Origin of the sequence: Sunxiuqinia indica (assembly GCF_009847015.1) — a bacterium.
Classification (GTDB): domain Bacteria; phylum Bacteroidota; class Bacteroidia; order Bacteroidales; family Prolixibacteraceae; genus Sunxiuqinia; species Sunxiuqinia indica.
In genome coordinates, this window is sequence record NZ_WVEM01000001.1 from 224,298 (window position 1) to 245,058 (window position 20,761).

Below are 20,761 nucleotides of genomic sequence, written 5' to 3' on the forward strand. Positions count from 1 at the left end.
ACTTTTTAGAATTACTTAATCTGGCTGGTGCTCTTTTCGTAATAAGTCGTTCACCGTTTTTACCGGATTGAAAGTCAGGATTGGAACTTCCACAAAAAGTGTGTTCCAATCAGCCATAGCTCCATTCCATAGTCCAGGCAATTCCTGGGCTTTTAGTTCTTTTCCATCTTTTGACTTATAAGAAATAAATCCTGTTTTAGGATCTCTGTATTCTAGTAAATTATACGATTTTCCTTTGTAATTTTTTACCCCGCAAACCAGGTCTACCGGATTGAAGTGGCTGGCTTGTTGCGCAATTAATTTTTGTTGTTCAATTTGCATGTCAACCTGACTGCTTTCAACAACCTGAAGCGAGACTGAATCATCGGCATTTTTTGCCCAAAACGGACCACCACCGGGTTCCCCTTCATTTTTCACCATTCCACAAACCCGGATTGGGCGATTGAATTTTGATTTCAAGTAGTGATATAATTCTTCTTTTTCGGTGTAATATTGATTGGATGGCGGTTTTACATTTAAAACATTTTCGAGAAAGCTAGATGCTTCAGAATAAAACTTACTATCTAGTGCTGAGTAGTGACGCTCGTCCAAAATTTGCTGGTAGCTGAAAATTCGCTTTTGGTAGTTAAGCAGTAACCCAGCCAATGCCTTTTTATACTTGACCGTTTCGTCTTTCAAATAGTCAGGAACAACATTGTCAATGTTTTTTATAAAGATTAAATCCGCATCTAAATCATTCAGATTGTCCAGCAAAGCTCCATGTCCGCCGGGTCGGAAAAGTAAACTGTCATCTTCATTGCGGAAAGGCTCGTTTTTCATGTCTACCGCTATCGTGTCAGTCGATGGTTTTTGCTGGCTGAATGTAATGTCGTAAGTTAGTCCGAACTGATCTTCGTAAGTTGATTGTATTTCTTTCAGGTGTGCTTGAAAAGCTTCCTGATGTTCGGGCGATACCGTAAAATGAATTTTTACTTTGCCTGATGTGTCTTTTGAATAGAGCGCTCCCTCAACACAATGTTCTTCAAAAGGGGTACGCGATTTTTTTCCGTATTGATGGAATTGTAACAGGCCTTTGGGAAGATTGCCATAATTCAAACCATCGTCGGTGAGCAAAAGGTTTAGAACTTCGAGTGCGGAGAGTTGGTCAACCGGTTTGCCGGCTGCTTTCTCCAGATCTGAATAAAAGGCAAAATCTTTTAAGCGATCGAAAAAAGTTTTGATGTCCTTGTCGTTACAAACTTCGTCCTCGCTTACTCCGCTTTCCAACTTCGACTTCGCTTCAAACAGGCTTTTAAACATCCGGCTGGCGGCACCTGAGGCAGGAACAAACTTCAAGATTGAGATTCCCTTTTCAAGGTTTTTGTCAAAAAAATTGATGAATTCTTCGGCGTGTTCAGCATTAAGTTGGATGATGCCTTTTCCAATATTGGCTGCTTGTATGATTTCCATAAATGGAAACCCTTTTTCGAAATTTTTGACTTGTTCTTTTACGGTGGATAAGTTACTCCCTCTCTTTTCGATAAAATCTAAATCTTCAGCTGTAAACATAGATTGATGTATTATTGAGTTACTATAAAATTAGAAAATAGGCGATACAATAAGAACGTTATCATACCTGAAGGAGTTTAAAGTTTTCAACATTTGTTGATAAGAAGCAGCTTGTTTTTTCATTTTCAAGTGAATAAGCAGATACGATTCAGTTGAATGTTCGATTTAATACGTGGTTTTCAGATTGAATTAATCTTTATTGAATCGCATTTATTTTATTTTCGCGTAATATTTTAAGCTATGACTGATCAAATTTTCCCTTGGGGACATCATAAACGTTACAACGACTTTTCGACACATTTTCGAACGCTGTTTAGCGAACGCGTACAGAAAATTTCGATTGATGCCGGTTTTACCTGTCCGAATCGGGATGGAACAAAGGCTTCAAGTGGTTGCTCGTATTGCAATAACCAAACATTTAAGCCAGACTATTGTCGATTTGATAAAAACATCGCCGAGCAGGTAACTGAAGGGATTGATTTTTTCTCGAAGAAGTATCAGGCGATGAAGTTTCTGGCCTATTTTCAGGCTTATTCAAATACCTATGCTGATCTTACCGTTTTAAAGGAACGATACGAAGAAGCTTTGGCTCATCCTAAAATTATTGGATTGGTGCTTGGCACCCGCCCTGATTGCGTCGATGATGAGATACTGAATTACCTGGCCGATCTTTCGAAAGATTATTATGTGATGGTTGAATATGGCGTGGAGTCGGTAAACGATGAAACATTGGAGAGAATAAACCGGGGACATACTTTTGAGCAGGCTTGTTGGGCTATTCGCGAAACAGCTTCCCGGGGCATTCATACCTGTGCTCATGTAATTCTTGGTCTGCCGGGCGAAAGCAGGGAGCAACTATTATCCCAAGCTACAATAATCAGTCAGCTACCGGTTGAAAATATAAAATTGCACCAGCTTCAAATTCATAAAGGGACCCGGATGGCAGTCGAGTTTAAAGAGCATCCGGAGGATTTTCAGTTGCTTACTGCCGACGAGTATATCGATCTGGTGATTGAATATCTGGAGTTACTCAGTCCTGAAATTATTGTAGAACGGTTTATTAGTCAGGCGCCCAAAGAGTTGTTGATTGCCCCTAAATGGGGATTAAAGAATTTTGAGTTTGTGGCTAAAGTTGAAAAACGCCTGAAAGAAAGAAATACCTGGCAAGGACGACTTCATTCTTGAAGTTTCAGGTTTCAAACTCCAAATTCAGAAAATAGAAATGGGTGTCATTTTTATTGTTTTGAAAAAACCCGTTTCAGAAGGTCTGTAACCCTGGCGGCAGGATCTTGGCGAATGTTTTTCTCTGTTTCTCCAATCTTTAGGAAAAGACCATCCATTGCCCGTTTGGTAAGGTATGCGCTTAAGTCAGTTTCAACTTTATCCAAATCGGCCAGCTGGCCGACAAACGATCCGGCTACCTTATTCCATTGCCCGGTCATTTCGTCCCACGATTGTTGAGCCGAAAGATTACCGACCAACTTTTTATCGAGAGAAGTCTCAATTTTAGGCTGATAGAGGTTGACTAGCGCATCGTAGTTGGTACGTTTCAGGTATTCAGTGGCAGCATTGTCACCTCCGGTCAAAATGCCGGCGGCATCTTGTATGGTCATTTGCTTGATGCTATTCAATAAAATTGGAGCAGCGTCCTTTGCCGCATCCGATGCTGCCTGATTGATGTTGGTAATCACTTTATCAACCAAGTCTTGTCCGCCCGGAAGTTTACTCAGGTTTTTGGTAATGGCATCAGCTTCGGGAGGAAGTAGGATTTTTACTGCCTCATCCTTTAAATAGCCATTCAATCCGGAGAGTTCTGCGACCGAACTGTCGGTTCCAACAATCAGGGCTTGTTTTAAACCTGCAATTATTTCAGACTGGGACAATGGTGCTTCCTCGTCGTAAATCGTTTTTGCGATTTGTTGCATCTCCGCGCACCCGGCAAGCACGATCATCAAAATTCCGATAAAGGCAAATTTTATTTTCATGGTAAAAAGTTTCAAATTCTAAATTAAACCAGTGACTAATTGTTCAATTACGAATGACTAATTCATAATTTTCTTCAATAAATCTTTGCGGTTCAATTTAGTTAATTCTTGTCGAATTTGTTGCTGATATTCTCGTTTATACCAGAAAAAGAATTTCCGTTGCGATAGTTTTTCTTTTTTCGACTTAGCTGTGTAAACTTTTTCCATAGTGTATGGATGATAGCCGGTATAATAAATAACAGTGGCTAAAGTCATCGGAGTAGGAGTGAAATCCTGAACTTGCTCCAGCTTGAAATCCAATTGCTTGGTTTCGGCTGCCAGGTTGGCCATATCGGTGTTTTGGCATCCGGGGTGGCTCGAAATGAAGTAGGGAACTAATTGTTGGTTTAGCCCTTCCTTTTTATTGATTTCGTTAAAAGCCTTATTCAATTTATAAAATAGACTGAATGAAGGTTTTCGCATGATTTTCAATACATCGTCTGAAGTGTGCTCAGGAGCAACTTTTAACCGACCTGATACGTGGTGTTTGACCACTTCGCGCAAATAGGTCATGTTATTTTTGTTGACCTGTTTATCTTTGGTTTCATGCAAAATCATATCGTAACGAATGCCGCTTCCAACAAAAGCTTTCTTTATTTTCGGGTGCTGACGGACTTTTCGGTACAAATCGAGCATGGGCTTGTGATCGACATCCAGATTTTTACAAACATCAGGAAAAATACAGGAAGGACGTTTGCATTTACGGCAGATTTCCTCATGAATCCCCTTCATTTTATACATGTTGGCTGAAGGCCCGCCAAGGTCGGAAATATAGCCTTTAAAGTCGGGCATCTGGGTAACTTGCTCCAGCTCCTTCAAAATGGATTTTTCGGAACGGCTGGCAATAAATTTCCCCTGATGTGCCGAAATGGTGCAAAACGTACAGCCGCCAAAACAACCCCGGTGAATGTTGATCGAGTGGCGAATCATTTCGTAGGCCGGAATGGTTTCCTTGCTTTTATATTTTGGATGTGGAAGCCGCGTAAAGGGCAAATCATAAAAACGGTCAATTTCCTTTTCTTCCAGCGGCGGCCATGGGGGATTTACAACCACCTGTTTGTTGCCAATTTGCTGGGTAATTTTGTTGGCTTCCGATTTGTTTGACTCTTCCTCGATGTGCATGAAGTTTTTGGCAAACTTTTTCTTGTCACCCAAACACTCGTCGTGCGAAAATAAATCGATGTTGTTCCACTTTTTATTGGTGGCATATTTTTCTCCTTGCTCCGCCAAAAAGGCGGTTTGTGGCAAGTTGGTAATGGTTCGGGCATCGACGCCTCGTTTGACTAAATTGGTAAAATCGATAATTGATTTTTCGCCCATTCCATAGAAAAGCAGATCGGCTTTTGAATCAACCAAAATGGAGGGCTTCAATTTATTTTGCCAATAATCGTAATGAGTAACACGACGCAGCGAAGCTTCAATACCGCCCAACATAATTGGAGTTTCAGGATACAAATCTTTCAGAATGTTGCAATATACCGTTGCAGCATAGTCGGGACGTTTATTTTGTTGTCCCCCCGGTGTGTAGGCATCATTAGATCGCTTGCGTTTGTTGGCGGTGTAGTGGTTCACCATCGAGTCCATATTGCCCGAGGTTACCGCGAAATAAAGCCGTGGAGCACCTAGTTTTTTAAAATCTCGCAAATCATCCTGCCAGTTGGGTTGCGGCACAATCGCAATTCGCAATCCTTCTGCCTCCAATATCCTCCCAATCACAGCAGCTCCAAACGATGGATGATCAACATAGGCATCTCCGGTAAATAAAATGACATCCAATTCATCCCATCCTCGCTGTTCAATTTCTTTTTTGGTTGTTGGTAACCAATCGCTTGGTTTGTATTTTGCGTATAATTGATTCACGTTATTTCGTTTTGAAATTTGCAACTGCAAAGATACCATGCTTTTGCTGATTAAAAAGACTTTAAGCTCTTTTTTTTGACGTGGTAAGTTTAAAAATAGCCGCTTTAAGGTTTAGGTGCTTTCAGACCTGTTTTGTATTTTGGGAAAACTAATTGTTTGTTTTCAAGAGAAAGAAATTGCTAAATATCAATTTTCGATCTAACTTTATTTTAAACGTTTTGTTTACTTTTAGCGAATAACTGAATTTATTGATGAATAATTTAAAATACAATTTATGAGATTTTTAATTGCATTATTTCTTGTTAGTAGCTTCGCGCTATCTTCTTGTGTACAGAAAAAGAAAGAACCTGTAAAACCTATAGATACCAATACTTTAATGCATCAGGTGACTGTGAATGAAATCATTCAAACGGATAGTTATACTTATTTGAAGGTTGAAGAAAATGGAAAAGAATTTTGGATGGCGGTCAACAGTCAGGAGGTTAGTGAAGGTGAAAAATATTATTACGATTCGCCATTAGAAATGAAAGACTTTAATAGTAAGGCATTGGATCGTACGTTTGAGACTATTTTCTTTGTCCAAAACTTCAGTACAGAACCTATTAAGGCGACTACGAGTAATCCAATGGCCGGAAAAACTTCGCCTCAGGGAAAAGCGATTGAAGATTATAATTCTGATATTGACATTCAACCGGTTGATGGAGGATTGACAATTGCTCAATTGTATGAATCAAAAGCTGATTATTCAAACAAAACGGTAAAAGTTAAGGGCAAGGTTGTAAAAGTTAACTCAAATATCATGGGGCGCAACTGGCTGCACATTCAGGATGGTACCAAGTTTGGCGAGATTTATGATTTAACGTTTACATCGGATGAAACAGCTCAGGTTGGCGATGTGATTACAGTTGAAGGTGTTGTTGTTTTAGATAAGGACTTTGGAGCCGGCTATTTTTACGATTTGATTTTGGAACAAGGAAAGATTACAAATTAAGGTATTGGATTATACACAATAGAAGACTCCTTTGGATTTTAGTGTCAAAGGAGTCTTTGTTTTTTGACGTAATTTCGGATGGGTGAATTGTTGTTTGTAAATGGATGAGTACTATTAAGAGCTTGTAATTCCCTTCTTTTCAGTATTTTTGATGTTCAATAATATTGAGTTAATTCAGGTTTATGCAAAAACAATGGTGGAAGGCAATCGGTCCGGGATTGATTTGGGCAGCAGCTGCAATTGGAGTATCACATCTTGTTCAATCAACCAGGGCAGGAGCCAATTACGGATTTCAACTGATTATTGTCGTTCTGCTCGCGAATCTGTTTAAATATCCATTTTTTCAATTCGGGCCACGGTATGCAATTGCATCCGGCGAAAGTTTGATTGCTGGTTACCGAAGAATGGGGAAGTGGGTGGTTTATTTATTTCTAATTCTCACCATTGCAACGATGTTCACCATACTGGCCGCTGTAACATCGGTTACGGTCGGCATTATTGGTTCTGTATTGCCCTTTTCGTTGAGTTATTTACAATTCACAATCATCTTATTACTGATCTGTGCTTTAATCATTCTGATTGGTCACTATAAAACATTGGATCGGCTAATCAAATTTGTTATTATAGTTTTGTCGCTTTCCACTATTACAGCTTTGGTCGCTTCTTTTACAACTACTGGAACTATGGTTGTTCGGGAAGATGTCCCGTTTGTATGGAATACAACGAATATCTCGTTTTTAGTTGCTTTAGTTGGGTGGATGCCAAGTGCTATTGATATTTCGGTATGGAATTCATTATGGACAATTGCCAAGATCAAGGAATCGGGTTACAAACCCAGCTTGAAGGAGTCGATGCTCGATTTTAATATTGGTTATTTTACTACTGTGTTTTTTGCATTGGCTTTTCTTGGCTTGGGGGCCATGGTCATGTATAATTCCGGCGAAATATTCGCAACAGGCGGGGTTGCTTTTTCAAAGCAGTTGTTGTCATTATACACCAAAACAATAGGAGGTTGGTCGTATTGGATTATCGCCGTTGCAGCTATTGCCACCATGTTTAGCACAACCCTTACTGTTTTGGATGCCTATCCGCGGGTGCTTAATTCAGTTGTGGATACCTTAAAACCCGAGAACACAAAAAGTACGAGTTACACAAAATTGAACCTTTTGTGGATGATTGTTTTGGCTGCGGGCGCAGTACTATTGATTTTTCAATTCTCCGATAAGATGAAATTGTTGGTTGATATTGCGACAACTTTATCATTCATTACAGCACCAGTAATCGGCTTTTTAAACTTAAAAGCGATTACGGCTAAACATGTGCCGGATAAATACAAACCAGGACGTTTTTTGATGGTATTATCGTGGGTTGGATTGATTGTACTAACAACTTTTGCTTTGTACTTTTTGTGGATTCGATTTGTGTAGATATTCGGAGTTTGCAAAAAAAAATCAGCTACTCAATTCAAATAGCTGATTTTTTGTAACCTACAAGATCGACGAATAATTTCTATTCTTCTCTTACGTCTGATTTATGTACGAACCCTGATTTCCCACCCAGAAGTTCAATTTCATACCAGTCCTTCAATCGGTTTTTGATTTTGAATTCCAGGTCTCCCGGTACACGAGCAACAATCTGTTCTCCATTAACTGGTTTAATTCTTACAGGAATACGATCATTGCGATTTCCCTTGGTTTTTATTTTGTCTGCAAGAACACTTGCTCCACCTTCACGAAACTCATATTTTTTGATATCCAATCCCATTTCATTTAGGTAGCTTACTAATGCTAGTTCACTTTCGGCCTGTTGGTATGCTTTGTGGTATTTATTTTTGTCTTCATCAAGTTGGTATGCAACTCCGTAAAGACTATAAGCTTGTTCAAAGTCACCGGTCGCTTCATACAAGATCCCCAAATTATAAGCGAGTTCAGGATTATAACTATCCTCATCGTACATGGCTTTGTATAATTTATAGGCTCGATCTATTTCACCCTTTTTCATGTAATCTTCGGCATCTTTAGCACGGTCTTTAAATTCTTTCACGCGAACACGTTCAATGTCGAATGATTCGTATCGGTAGTAGGGTGAGCAATAGTTGGCACATTCAGATGCCAGAAAACGGAAGCAATCATCAGCCATTTGATTGACGGTTTGAACGGCAGAATGACTGGGATAGCCTTTGTCTGAATAAGCGACATCTTCGAGTGCTTGCTTGGGGGTGAAACTTCCAATGATTTCAGCAGTTTCTACTTTAATAATCTTCATTCGTGCTTCAGAAGTTACCTGGCGGGCAAGTTTATAATGTGTTTTCTTCGAGCCATCTTTTTCTTTTGTTTGGTAGGTTGTTCGTTCATCTTTTACATCGAATGACAGACTTCCCATGATGATGGCATCAACTCCTAGTATCTTCCCAATGCTCACAGCAGTTTGATCATCAATTCGATCGCTGCTTTGAAGATTCTGCTCACGCATGACGGTATTGAGCTGTTCCCTTTCAATGAGCTTGTAGATATTGGTAACAGCACCTTGTATGTATATTTTGTCAGGTTCTCCTCCTCGATATTCCTGTAGCAGATTATCAGTCAGGAAATCGACCATCCTGGTACCAAAATCAACTCCGGCATCTTTATAAAAATAAGGACCAAGATTTTTAAAATTAAGCACGGCTACCCGGTAAATATCAGGGAATGTTTTTTCAGGAGCCGTATAAACATAGGTTTTTAACTGAGGCCCGAACTGAGCCTTGGAGAGTACTGGAGTTAATACAAACAATAAAACAATAAATCTGCGAATCAACTGCTTCATAATACATAGGGGGTTAAAGAGTGAATTTTTTTGGTTTTCCAATAAAGAAAATAAAATTTGATTTGACTCGCAAGTTTTTTCGATGCTTGATCCGAACAATTGTTTGTTATGCTAAAGGGGTTTGTATATGGAGTAGAGTCTTCTATTTAGTTGATGTTATTTCGAGCTTAATGCAAAGTTATCTATATTCGTGCATCTCAAATTATTGAACTAAGCTCATCGCAATGGAGTGGTACTATTATTTTGCTCTCGTGGGTGTCGGGCTTGTCGCTGGTATTATTAATGCAATGGCAGCTGGCGGATCGATGTTGTCTTTACCTTTCCTGATATTTTTAGGTTTGCCGGCTAATATTGCCAATGCAACCAATCGAGTAGCCATTTTATTCCAAAATATTGTTGGTGTTAATTCATTCCGGCAAGAAAAAATATTTGATTTAAAGACGGATTATAGATTGGCTCTGCCAGCGGTTGTCGGTGCAATAATCGGAGCATTGTTTGCGGTTGAAATTGATCCTCAACTTCTGGAGAAGATTATTGGTTTTGTTATGTTTTTCATGCTGCTGGTTATCATTTTCAAGCCGGATGCCTGGTTGAAAAAACAGGTTGGCGTAGTGAATTCCAAACCGAGCCTCATTCAATATATTGTCTTTTTCTTTATCGGAATGTACGGTGGTTTTATTCAGTTAGGTGTGGGTTTTCTTTTGCTGGGTGGATTGGTTTTAGGTTGTGGCTATGATTTGGTAAAGGCTAATGCTATTAAGCTTTTCATTGTATTGGTGTATACCATATTTGCCATCGTGATCTTTATTTTTCACGATCAGATTGATTGGCTAAGTGGTTTAATGTTAGCTTGCGGAAATATGCTTGGTGCGTGGATTGGAGTAAAGTTTACGATGAAAGGTGGCGCAAAATTGGTTCGCTATGTGCTAATTGTTGTCCTTGCGCTGATAACCGTAAAATTGCTTGTCGGCTTATAAAAAATAAGACCGGAAATGACTCCGGTCTTATCACTATTTATCGAGTTATTTTTCTTCTTTCGTTTCCTTTATCGGGTCTAGTTTTTCTAAAAACTTCTCAGCAATTTTCGCAATAGGCAATTCTCCTATATCGTCACCGAGGTTCGAGCATAGGGTAATCACCAGTTTCTGATCGGGGAAAACTCCAACTGCTGAGCTGCCACCAATTGTTGTCCCTAATTTGGCAATTAATTTCCGGTTGAACCGGTCTGCTGTTGAAATCCAACCAAAACTTCTCAAAACTTCCTGGCCCTCGCTTAGTTTGTGTTTGTTGTAAAAAAGATCCAGTGTTGCCTGGTTGAAAAAGCCGGGTTTAAGTATTTGCTGAGCCAGCTGATTTAAATCATCGGCAGTTGATAGATACCCCAAGGTAGGAGCAAATGGCAACAGGTTTACTTCTGGCGCTTTAATCAATCGTGCAATGAAATCACGATAATAGGTGTCACTTCTGTTGGGAATAATTACATGTTGATAATCGACAAGTGTATTTTCTATATTCAAGGTGTCAAGAATCTGCTTTTTAACTAATTTGCTAAATTTGTCCTTACCAACATTCTCCGCCAAAATACCTAATAGCGCGTAATTGTACTCCGAATCGTTAAAGTAGGTGTCTGGCTCGTATACAAGTGTATCATTCTCCAATTTTTGAACATACTCTTTGAGGTTTTTTAGATCTTTATATTTCACGAGATCTTCCATTTTCATATCTCTGAAACCGGAAACACTTGAACCTAGTTCGAGCAGGGTAAAATCATATTTCTTTTTCGGAAAGTTAGGAACATATTCATAAAAACTATGGTTCAGATCCAGTTTGCCTTGTTCGTGGAATTTAGCAATGAGGTAGCTGGTCAGTAGTTCAGACGTGTTTCCAATTCGAAATTTGGTTTCCCGGGTTGCCGGGGCTTTCAACTCTTTGCTGGCAACTCCAATCCCTTCAGACCATACAATTTCACCATCAATCGATACACAAACCGACATACCCGGAACCGAGCTGCTTATTAGGTAGCTTCTTAAGTCATCTCTGGATTTAAGAATCTCTTCTTTGTACTTTTTCTTATAAATTGGAGCATTTTCTGTTTCCTTATTTGGTTTTTGACACGAAGTAAATACCATTAGAAATGCAACCAGGGGGAGGAACGTTTTCAACACTATTTTCTTTTTCATGTTTATATTTTTTTGATTTAAATTTATGCAATTTCCATACTCCAATGTTGTGTTTTTATGTAGTGCGCAAATGTGTTTAACTTTCAGACAATCAATTTTCTGTGTTGGCAAAGTTAGATCATAGTCGTTTTATTATTCTGAGATTTTAGACTGTTAATGTTGATGTTTTGATGCGTTAAATGATGTTGCAAAGGTGCATTTCATTTTCGGGGGCATGAAATTAAAAAAATCAGGAATAAAAGCGCATTTTTCGATCTGAAAAAAGGTTAATAAATGCAAAAAGGCTTTCAAATGAATGAAAGCCTCCTTGTATTTGTTGTCGTGTTAAATAAGCTAAAATTCCTCTAAAATGTCTTTTACTGCATCTTTATGAATTGTAAATCCCATCATTTTTAGTTTAATATAGTCTTCATGGAAAAAATAGTAACCAAATTTCGGATCATCTTCACCTACATTTCGCGAGCCTGAACTGGAGTCTTTAATCAAGTACCAATCGTCACCACTGCCTTTGTAATTTTCCAGAATGCCAATCAGGTGCATGCCATGATCATCAGTGGTTGTTTCATTTGAAAAGCGGAATTGTCGGGCATCTTCATTAATATATGCTGATGGAATATCATAATCAGGAACCATGGCACAATTGGTTTCACGGCTAAAGCCTGTTTCCGAAACATCGCCTCCAATACTCATCGTATATCCCTTTTTCACGGCCTTTTTCACAACATCCATAAATATGTTGAGCGGAACATTGTAATAGTCTTCGCTGTGCCACCAGTTATCCGGCACTTTGTATTCCACTTGTTGCCAGTATGGTTCTTGTTTGTACGAAAGTATTTCAACAAAATCAGTCGGGTTTAAGTGAAGATAATCGGTCATGTATGTTTGGGGCGTGTATGTTTTTCCTTGTACAGTAAATTCTACCGGAGGCTCACCAATGTGGTGGTTCATGATGGCTTTTATTGTTTCCAGTCCATATTCAATATTCCAGGCATTGTTCTCCTTCATTGACTCCAGAAATCCGCGCATTTCTTCCATCATTTTTGCATGTGTGTGAAATTTGCGTTCATCCAATAAACCAGTATAAACTTCTTCGGGGACAACTCCATAACGGTTCATGATTCGAGCTACCGCATTGCCTTCCGATCCTTCGTCAAACAATGATTCCCCTCGTTTCTCAATATAACGGCGGGCTTTTTCAACATATTCCCAATACACGGTGTATATTTCCGAAAGTTCTACTTTCTTTCCGGTTTGCCTGAATACTTCAGACTCGTAAAAAGAAGTGGTTGAGAATGACCAGCAAGTTCCTGCATTTCCCTGAGATTCAGTTTGGTTGCACCAGACCGTTTCATATAAATCCGGATTGTTCGGTAGATCGAGGTCAGACTGATCCATCTTGAATCGTACAAAAGGTTCCTTCTCTTCGAGCTTTTCGTTTATTGCGTTTACGTCTTTCAGGATTGATTCGTAGTAATAACCTTCTCCTTTTTCGTAAACTTCAACTTTCCCTTTGCTGGTGTTTTTTTGTGCATAGCCATTCATCGCAAGACAAATGGCAATTAGGGGTAATAATTTCTTATACATTATATTATCATTTAAAAGTGACAAAATACTGTTTCTAAGTGAATCGGTCGCTGAGTAATGTCAGGAATTACAAATGTTGAGAATAATTTTGCAAAACTTTTTTTAGAACTGCAAGCTTTTAAAAAAGAGTTTTTTATGTCTTAAAATCGGTTATTCGTTGATAAAAAACAGATTTGTCTCATTGGGAGAGAACTTTTTTTCTTATACATTTAGATTTTGTTGAAAATCAGTATTGTAATAATTGATTTTGAGCGCTTTTAACCGAATAGATTGTTTTCATGGAAGCTGATAGTCAATTTATTCTGTTTTAACGTTCTGTTGTTTTCTGAAGTTTGAAATTTCTGATAGGAGAAGCGAGAACCTAAAAATTTCACACCGGGGAACATAGTTACTTTAAGCGAGTTTCAGTTGTTACATTTTAAAGCAAACAATTACAATCATATGAAAATACCTGTTGAGTTAATTGAAAAATATAATGTTCCGGTTCCTCGTTATACAAGTTATCCGCCAGCCAATTTTTTTGGTGGCGATTTTGAAACCGATGATTATCTGGTGGCAGTTGAAGAGTCGAATAAGAAAGAACCTCAAAATATCTCGATTTACCTACATATTCCTTTCTGTACACAATTGTGTTTGTACTGCGGATGTAATACCCATATTACCAAGGATCAGGATATGATGAAGCACTACATGGAAGCCCTGAAAACGGAAATCCATATGCTGAATAAATTGATCGATCATGATCGAAAAATTTCGCAGATACACTGGGGAGGAGGAACTCCAAATGTTTTACCTGCCGAACTGATTGGTGAGGTGATGGCTATTTTTAATTCAGAATATCAATTTATAGATAAACCGGAGATTGCCATTGAATGTAACCCCGCACTATTAAATCAAGCTTATATCGATCAATTGGTATCTTTCGGTTTTAATCGAATTAGCCTGGGAGTGCAGGATTTTCAGGAGAAAGTGTTAAATGCAGTACGTCGTGAAGTGCCTGAGATACCAATTAGCGAGTTGGTTCACATGATCCGGCAGCACGTGGGAGTATCGGTTAACCTCGACTTTATTTATGGATTACCCTATCAAACAGTCGAGTCGTTTGGTAAAGCCATTGAAAAAGCGATTGCTATTAACCCTGATCGTTTGGTGACCTTTTCATATGCCCACGTGCCTTGGGTGAAAAAGGCTCAAAAAAAGCTGGAAGATTATGGCTTGCCTGCTGCTGAAGATAAGGTGAAAATGTTTGAGGAAGCCTGGTCACTAATGACGAATGCTGGTTATGTCCCCATTGGTCTGGATCATTATGCCAAGCCGAATGATGACATGGCAATCGCCTTGAAAAATCGCTCGCTTCACCGAAATTTTCAGGGCTATTGTACCCGCGAAACGACGGGGCAAGTTTATGCTTTTGGAGTAACCGGAATTAGTCAGTTAGAAGATGTATATGCGCAAAATGCGAGAACAGTAAAAGAATATATTGATACCGTTGAAAGCGGATCAATCAAAATAGTGAAAGGTTATTCGCTTTCTGAAACTGATAAAATTATCAGGCAAATTATAAACGAGATCATGTGCAACCAGTATTTGTCGTGGGCACAAATAGCGGATCAATTTCAAACAACAGAAAAAAGCTTGAAGAAATTGCTTGATTTTAAGGAATCAAAACTAGATGATTTTGTCGCAGACGATTTGTTGACTTACACGAAAGATGAGATTTTTATAACAGACTTAGGCCGTTTCTTTTTACGAAATATTGCCGCCGTATTTGATATCCGATTGGAAGGAAGTGTGAAAAAGTTTTCAAAATCAGTTTAAACGATGAGGAAAAAAGTAGCTGTTATTGGAGCCGGATTGACTGGATTAACCACAGCCTATTACCTAAAAAAGAAAGGAATTGATGTTCAGGTTTTCGAAAAAGCTGATCGGGTAGGAGGAGTGATTCAAACGGTTGAGCAGGATGGGTTCATGTATGAAAATGGGCCAAGTACAGGCGTGTTGGGACATCCGGAGGCAGCTGCTTTAATTGAGGAATTGGGAGATGCTTGCGAATTAGAAATTGCTGATAAGGATGCCAAATTTCGATGGATATGGAAAGGTGACCGCTGGCATGCGTTGCCTTCGGGTTTGATGGGAGGAATTAAAACGCCTCTGTTTTCGTGGTACGACAAATTCCGAATCCTTGGCGAACCGTTTCGTAAGCCGGGGACTGATCCGAACGAGTCGTTGGCCGGTTTGGTGAGGCGACGCATGGGCGAAAGTTTTCTGAAGTATGCTGTTGATCCGTTTATTCTGGGGATTTATTCGGGCGATCCCGAAAAGCTGGTTACAAAATACGCATTGCCGAAATTGTATAATTTGGAGCAAAAGTATGGCAGTTTTATTGGTGGTTCCATTAAAAAATCGAAAGAACCCAAAACTGATTGGGATAAGAAAGCAACACGGGAAGTGTTTTCGATGAAAGGTGGTTTGAAATCACTAATCAATGCTTTGGCTGATTCCGTTGGTGAAGAACGTATAACGCTAAATCAAACCGATTTGCAGATTGCTCACTCAAATGGTAAATATCAGATTTCAAACAAATCAACTCAATTCGAGGAATTCGATCAGGTAATTTCTACCGTTGGTGGATATGCTCTACGCACGCTTTTTCCTTTTCTTCCTTCAGCTGAAATAGAAAAAATTGAAGCCATGCCTTACGCAAAAGTTGTGCAGGTTTCAGTTGGTTATAATAAGTGGAACGGAATTCCTATCAAAGCTTTTGGAGGACTGATCCCGTTTCATGAAAACCGCGATATTCTTGGTGTCTTGTTTTTATCCACATTTTTGAAGAACCGTGCTCCCAAAGGCGGAGCATTATTGTCAACTTTTTTGGGTGGTGTACGAAAACCTCAAATGGCTGACTTACCGGATGATGAAATTGTTGCATTGGTTGAAAAGGAAATGAAAAGCATGCTCGGGCTAACAAAATGGCAACCTGACTTGTTGGTTATTAATCGTTATCAGCATGCTATTCCGCAGTATGGTAAAGAATCAGCCGATCGCCTAAAAGCGATAGAGAAAATGGAGTCGACTTATGCCGGCTTGTTGTTGGGAGGAAATATTCGTGGCGGCATTGGCATGGCCGACCGGATTAAGCAAGGACGAATGCTGGCTGAGACCATCGAATAGCGCAAATTTTTGATTAATATGAGAAATGAGAGAGTTGCTTCTGCCTATCGTGAAAAACAACAACAAATCTGTTTCGAATTAGCTTCGGCTGATGGGAGTGCCATTTTTGAGACCGACCATTGGGAAAAGGAAATTGGACATGGCTACACCATGGTGCTTGAAAATGGCGATGCCATTGAAAAGGCTGCGGTTAACTTTTCGGCAGTTGGTGGTCAGGTTAGTGAGCGAATGCGTCAGGCGTTGAGCATTCAGGATGGCGAAGAGTATTTTGCTACGGGGATTTCGTCCATCATTCATCCACGCAATGTGCATGTACCTATTACCCATATGAATGTCCGTTTTTTTCAACTAAGTTCCGGAAAAGCATGGTTTGGAGGTGGAATTGATTTGACGCCTCACTATGTCAATAAAAAGGAAGCCAGTTGGTTTCATTTGCAGCTAAAAAAGGTTTGCGATCAGTTCGACATGGAGTTCTACCGGGACTATAAAAAGTGGGCTGACGACTATTTTTATCTACCTCATCGGGATGAAACAAGAGGCGTTGGTGGAATTTTCTTCGATCATCAGGATGGGACTTCGGAAGCAAATTTTGAAAAGTTTTTTGCCTTTACACAAGCGCTTGCTGAGGCTTATCCGAAGATATATGTTGAGTTATTGAATAACAATCGCAAGAAAGAGATCAGCGATGATGAAAGACAATGGCAACTACTGCGAAGGGGCCGTTACGTGGAGTTCAACCTGCTTTATGATCGGGGAACTAAATTCGGCTTGGAGTCGAATGGTCGTACCGAATCGATTTTTTTAAGCATGCCACCGCTGGCATCATGGACCTACGATTATCAGCCTGATGAAGGCTCGAAAGAAGAAGAAACACTACGATTATTAAAAAAAGAGATCGATTGGATTCACAATATTTAAATTTGTTTTGAAAATCATTGAGGAATACATAAGCTTATGGACAATTCAAAAAGAACAGCCGTTTTACTGGTTAATGTGGGAACACCTGATGAACCCAAAGTTTCTGCCGTTCGACGGTATTTATTCGAGTTTTTGAATGACCGTAGAGTGATTGATCTCCCTCTAATTCCACAAAAGTTGTTGGTGAACCTGATTATTGTGCCATTTAGAGCTCCCAAATCCACCAAGCTTTATGAGATGCTTTGGACCGATGAAGGTTCTCCACTATTGGTGAATGCCAATAAAAACAGAGATAAGCTGCAAGCATCATTGGGCAATGACTATCAGGTTTTCACCGCCATGCGCTATCAGAATCCGCATTTGAGAAAAGTGCTTCGTCAGGTTCGTGACCAGCGTTTTGGGAAGATGATCATTATTCCGGTGTTCCCGCAGTACGCATCGTCAACAACCGGAACGATCGGCCAATTCGTATCAAAAGAAGTGGCCAAATGGACAGTTATCCCGGAGATTCGATTCGTAAGCCAGTTTTACGATCATCCTGCTTTTATTAAAGCATTTACTGAACGCATTAAAGAGTTCAAGCCTGAAACATACGACCACATTGTTTTTTCATATCACGGTTTACCGAACCGACAAGTTGATAAGGTGCATCCGGAAATTGCGTCAACGGAATGTACCTGCGAACAAGCCATGCCTGAGCATGGAAAATATTGCTACAAGGCAACTTGTTACCAAACAACCCGCTTGTTGGCAAAGTCGCTGGGCCTGAAACCGGATGATTACACTTTATCATTTCAATCTCGGCTGACCAAAAACTGGCTCAAGCCATTCTCTGATGAATTGGTCATTCAAAAAGCGAAAGAGGGAGTAAAACGAATTTTGTTTGTAGCGCCCGCATTTGTTGCCGACTGTCTGGAAACAACCGTTGAAATTGGAGTCGAATATCAGGAATTATTTGAAGAACACGGAGGCGAAAAAATTCAATTGGTTGAAAGTTTGAACGATCATCCCTTGTGGATTGAGACCTTGAAAGAATTGATTAATTCATGAAAAGTCATTTCATTTGGACAACTAACTTTTAGAATCATTCAGATGATAGAACTGATTTTTGACAATAGCACCTTTTAATTAAACATTGAACTCATGACAAAGCAACTTCTTTTAGCCCTTGTACTTTCTTTATTTCTTTTCGCATGCAACAATGAAAGCCAAAAGCCTGACTATCCTTCAATAATAGAACTGATTGCTCATGATAATAATTCATTGTCGAAAGAGACTTTGAGGAACTTCTGTGCAGAAAATGGTATTGATAAGGACGCTGTGTATAATTGGGAAAACCACTGGGTTCTCTATTCTGAGTCTCAGAAACTGCAACAAATAAGCGAAAAGCTAAAAGCAAATTTTCCGAATGTTACCATTAAAACTTACGATCAGCCATTTTATCGTTTTGACCGAACAAGGTGTGATGATTCTTCTATTGCCGAGGAATGGGATAACATTTTGTTGACAGCAAATCTGGTTGAAGATACGGTGAAGCAAAATGAATATATGGAGTATCATCGCATTCAGTTTGAAGAGTGGCCCGAGGTTGCTCAAGGATTTTGTAATGCCAGTTTTCAGCAACTGTTGGTTTTTCGCGCCGGAAGGCAGTTGATGTTGGTTATCAGCATTCCGAAAGGAGAGAGCTTGGATGAGCTAAACCCTAAAACGACTGAAAATAATCCTCGCGTTGATGAGTGGAATGCTCAAATGAGTCAATATCAGGAAGGCCTTGAAGAAGCACCAGAAGGAGTTGTCTGGCTATTCCTGAATCCGGTTGAGTAAACTTTATTTTTCTATTCTGGCAGAGGAGAAGACTGAATATTCATCAACACAAAAATTTATTTTTCTTACTTTTGAGGAGCATTGCTTGTGCTAATCTACATGGAAGATCAAAACATTTGGAGAAATATTGTGGCTGACGATATGAATGCTTTAAAGAGGCTTCATGATAAATACTATTCTCAATTGTTTTTATGGGCTTGTAAATATCTTCAGCAGGAGACAGTTATTGAAGAATTGGTTTCCGACTGTTTTATAAAGCTTTGGAATCGGCGGAAGTACATTATTATAGAAAAGTCGCTGAAAGCCTATATATTTCTCGTGTTGCGCAATCAGATCGTAAGTTATATCAGGAAAGATAAAAACAAGTTTGAGGTAAAAGTAAAAGAGCTTCCAGAGGTTCCGACTGAAGAATCGATCAATGAGCAGGAATACTACGCAAATCTGTATAAAGCCATTCAACGAATTCCGGAACAGCGGCGAAAAATTTTGGAACTTGCTGTTTTCGAGTCGTTAACCTATCGTGAAATTGCCGACCGTTTAGATATCTCAATCAATACCGTTAAAACCCAGATTGCCCGATCTTATCAATTCTTAAAGGAAGAATTAGATCCGAAGGATTTTGTATTGCTACATTTTCATTGCATAAGAAAATAAATTAGTTGCTTGTAAGTGGTTGGTATATAACTGTTAGTGTCTGGGCGTTTAAGGAAATTTAAAAAAAGGAGAAAACTCTGTCACCCTCATATGAATCGGATTGCGTCTTACTAGTAGAAATCAATCATTCAATGAGTAATACAAATCAAGATAAGTGGGAGCTAATTTCTGGTAAACTTCATGATGAGTTAGGTGAAGAAGAAAAGGAGAAGTTTGAGGCATGGAGCAATACCCCGGAAAACCAGAAACTACTTCAGAAAGGCCAATCGATAAAGGATGGTTTGTTCGAATCGAGACAACTACAAAAGGCCGATAAGCAAAAGTCATGGAACAAGGTTGAGAAGCTCATTCGTAAACAAAAATTTACGATCTACTTTAAGCGGACTCTTCAGTATGCAGCTGTCCTTATTTTTGCATTTTTAGTTGGTAACTTTTTTTCACCAATCTTCGAAACTGCTAACAATAATCAATATGCACAAGTAGAGGTCATGTATGGCCAAACAAGCCATCTTTTTCTTTTTGATGGGACAGAGGTATGGCTAAATGCAGGAACGGTATTCAAATATCCCAAGAATTTTAACACGAACTCTCGCAACGTAACAATTGATGGAGAAGCATTTTTTAAAGTTGCACCAAACAAACATTTACCGTTCAAAGTCAAAACCAGCAAAATGGAAGTGGAGGTAGTAGGTACATCTTTTAATGTAGCGGCTTATCGTGGAGAAGAAAATCATTCGGTCGTATTGGTCGAAGGAAAGGTTCAGATCAATAATCTTAAAGGAGAAAAAATTGTAGAAATTGCTCCTGGCCAAATGGCAGTGCAATCAAGTAGAAAACCTCTAACAGTTGCAAACACTGATCCTTATTTTTATACCAGCTGGAAAGACGGTAAGGTTGCTTTTAGTGGAGAGAAGATCAGTGATATTGCCATGCGTCTGGAACGTTGGTATAATGTGGAAATTCAGTTTGAAAAGGAAAGTTTAAAAGAATATGATTTGACAGGAACCATCTTGTTGAATAAACCTATTGAGCAAACCATTATGGCCCTGGAGTTACTGGCGCCAATAAAATTTGAAACTAAAGAGAGAGCAAATGGCAAGAATTTAATAACCGTTATTTCAAAATAAAATAAATTAAACCAATAGTAAAGAGGGCGATGAAAGTGCTTGAGACCCATTTCATCGCCCGGAAAATAAAACAAT

At 39.2% G+C, this 20,761-nt stretch carries 17 protein-coding genes; 11 read left to right on the forward strand and 6 right to left on the reverse strand.

The features are described from left to right. Positions 1-15: 15 nt before the first annotated feature. Entirely contained in the window at positions 16-1,548 is a 1,533-nt protein-coding gene (locus GR929_RS00865; protein WP_159517020.1) for a DUF4301 family protein, read from the reverse strand. 240 nt (positions 1,549-1,788) lie between these two features. On the opposite strand from GR929_RS00865, the gene GR929_RS00870 reads away from it, so the two are divergent. Continuing rightward, entirely contained in the window at positions 1,789-2,733 is a 945-nt protein-coding gene (locus GR929_RS00870; protein ID WP_159517021.1) for a TIGR01212 family radical SAM protein, read from the forward strand. Between the two features lie 50 nt (positions 2,734-2,783). On the opposite strand, the gene GR929_RS00875 is transcribed toward GR929_RS00870, so the two are convergent. Together GR929_RS00875 and GR929_RS00880 are read right to left on the reverse strand one after the other, a co-directional pair. Continuing rightward, the gene (locus GR929_RS00875) at positions 2,784-3,533 is read right to left on the reverse strand and encodes a DUF4197 domain-containing protein (protein ID WP_159517022.1); all 750 of its coding nucleotides are present in this window, start codon (positions 3,531-3,533) and stop codon (positions 2,784-2,786) included. Positions 3,534-3,590: 57 nt separating this feature from the next. Further along, a complete protein-coding gene (locus GR929_RS00880) occupies positions 3,591-5,432 on the reverse strand; it encodes a YgiQ family radical SAM protein (protein ID WP_235934000.1) in 1,842 nt (613 codons plus the stop codon). A 274-nt stretch (positions 5,433-5,706) separates the two neighbouring features. On the opposite strand from GR929_RS00880, the gene GR929_RS00885 reads away from it, so the two are divergent. Then, a complete protein-coding gene (locus GR929_RS00885) occupies positions 5,707-6,423 on the forward strand; it encodes a GW dipeptide domain-containing protein (RefSeq protein ID WP_159517024.1) in 717 nt (238 codons plus the stop codon). 182 nt (positions 6,424-6,605) lie between these two features. After that, positions 6,606-7,850, forward strand: coding sequence for an Nramp family divalent metal transporter (locus GR929_RS00890; RefSeq protein ID WP_159517025.1), 1,245 nt, complete (start codon positions 6,606-6,608; stop codon positions 7,848-7,850). 82 nt (positions 7,851-7,932) lie between these two features. On the opposite strand, the gene GR929_RS00895 is transcribed toward GR929_RS00890, so the two are convergent. Next, positions 7,933-9,228: a DUF6340 family protein gene (locus GR929_RS00895; RefSeq protein ID WP_159517026.1), complete on the reverse strand. Its 1,296-nt coding sequence runs from the start codon at positions 9,226-9,228 to the stop codon at positions 7,933-7,935. Positions 9,229-9,452: 224 nt separating this feature from the next. On the opposite strand from GR929_RS00895, the gene GR929_RS00900 reads away from it, so the two are divergent. Continuing rightward, a complete protein-coding gene (locus GR929_RS00900) occupies positions 9,453-10,205 on the forward strand; it encodes a sulfite exporter TauE/SafE family protein (RefSeq protein ID WP_159517027.1) in 753 nt (250 codons plus the stop codon). A 45-nt stretch (positions 10,206-10,250) separates the two neighbouring features. Here the strand turns inward: GR929_RS00900 and GR929_RS00905 are convergent, their stop codons facing one another. Together GR929_RS00905 and GR929_RS00910 are read right to left on the reverse strand one after the other, a co-directional pair. Continuing rightward, positions 10,251-11,408 carry a serine hydrolase domain-containing protein gene (locus tag GR929_RS00905; RefSeq protein WP_159517028.1) on the reverse strand — a complete coding sequence of 386 codons (1,158 nt, stop codon included), beginning with the start codon at positions 11,406-11,408 and terminating at the stop codon, positions 10,251-10,253. Positions 11,409-11,741: 333 nt separating this feature from the next. After that, complete coding sequence (locus tag GR929_RS00910; RefSeq protein WP_201300870.1) at positions 11,742-12,992, reverse strand: C1 family peptidase; 1,251 nt, start codon at positions 12,990-12,992, stop codon at positions 11,742-11,744. Between the two features lie 441 nt (positions 12,993-13,433). On the opposite strand from GR929_RS00910, the gene hemN reads away from it, so the two are divergent. The 7 genes from hemN (at position 13,434) to GR929_RS00945 (ending at position 20,686) form a co-directional block, all read left to right on the forward strand. After that, the gene (gene hemN, locus GR929_RS00915; protein ID WP_159517029.1) at positions 13,434-14,810 is read left to right on the forward strand and encodes an oxygen-independent coproporphyrinogen III oxidase; all 1,377 of its coding nucleotides are present in this window, start codon (positions 13,434-13,436) and stop codon (positions 14,808-14,810) included. A gap of 3 nt (positions 14,811-14,813) precedes the next feature. Further along, positions 14,814-16,163 (forward strand): protoporphyrinogen oxidase, encoded by a 1,350-nt coding sequence (gene hemG / locus GR929_RS00920; RefSeq protein WP_159517030.1) that lies wholly within the window; start codon positions 14,814-14,816, stop codon positions 16,161-16,163. Positions 16,164-16,181: 18 nt separating this feature from the next. After that, on the forward strand, positions 16,182-17,081 hold the full coding sequence (hemF, locus tag GR929_RS00925) for an oxygen-dependent coproporphyrinogen oxidase (RefSeq protein ID WP_159517031.1): 900 nt from the start codon (positions 16,182-16,184) through the stop codon (positions 17,079-17,081). A gap of 36 nt (positions 17,082-17,117) precedes the next feature. Continuing rightward, entirely contained in the window at positions 17,118-18,131 is a 1,014-nt protein-coding gene (hemH, locus tag GR929_RS00930) for a ferrochelatase (protein WP_159517032.1), read from the forward strand. 93 nt (positions 18,132-18,224) lie between these two features. Next, positions 18,225-18,905 carry an L-rhamnose mutarotase gene (locus GR929_RS00935; RefSeq protein WP_159517033.1) on the forward strand — a complete coding sequence of 227 codons (681 nt, stop codon included), beginning with the start codon at positions 18,225-18,227 and terminating at the stop codon, positions 18,903-18,905. Between the two features lie 99 nt (positions 18,906-19,004). Further along, a complete protein-coding gene (locus GR929_RS00940) occupies positions 19,005-19,559 on the forward strand; it encodes an RNA polymerase sigma factor (protein WP_159517034.1) in 555 nt (184 codons plus the stop codon). Positions 19,560-19,690: 131 nt separating this feature from the next. Continuing rightward, on the forward strand, positions 19,691-20,686 hold the full coding sequence (locus GR929_RS00945) for a FecR family protein (protein WP_159517035.1): 996 nt from the start codon (positions 19,691-19,693) through the stop codon (positions 20,684-20,686). Positions 20,687-20,761: the final 75 nt, after the last annotated feature.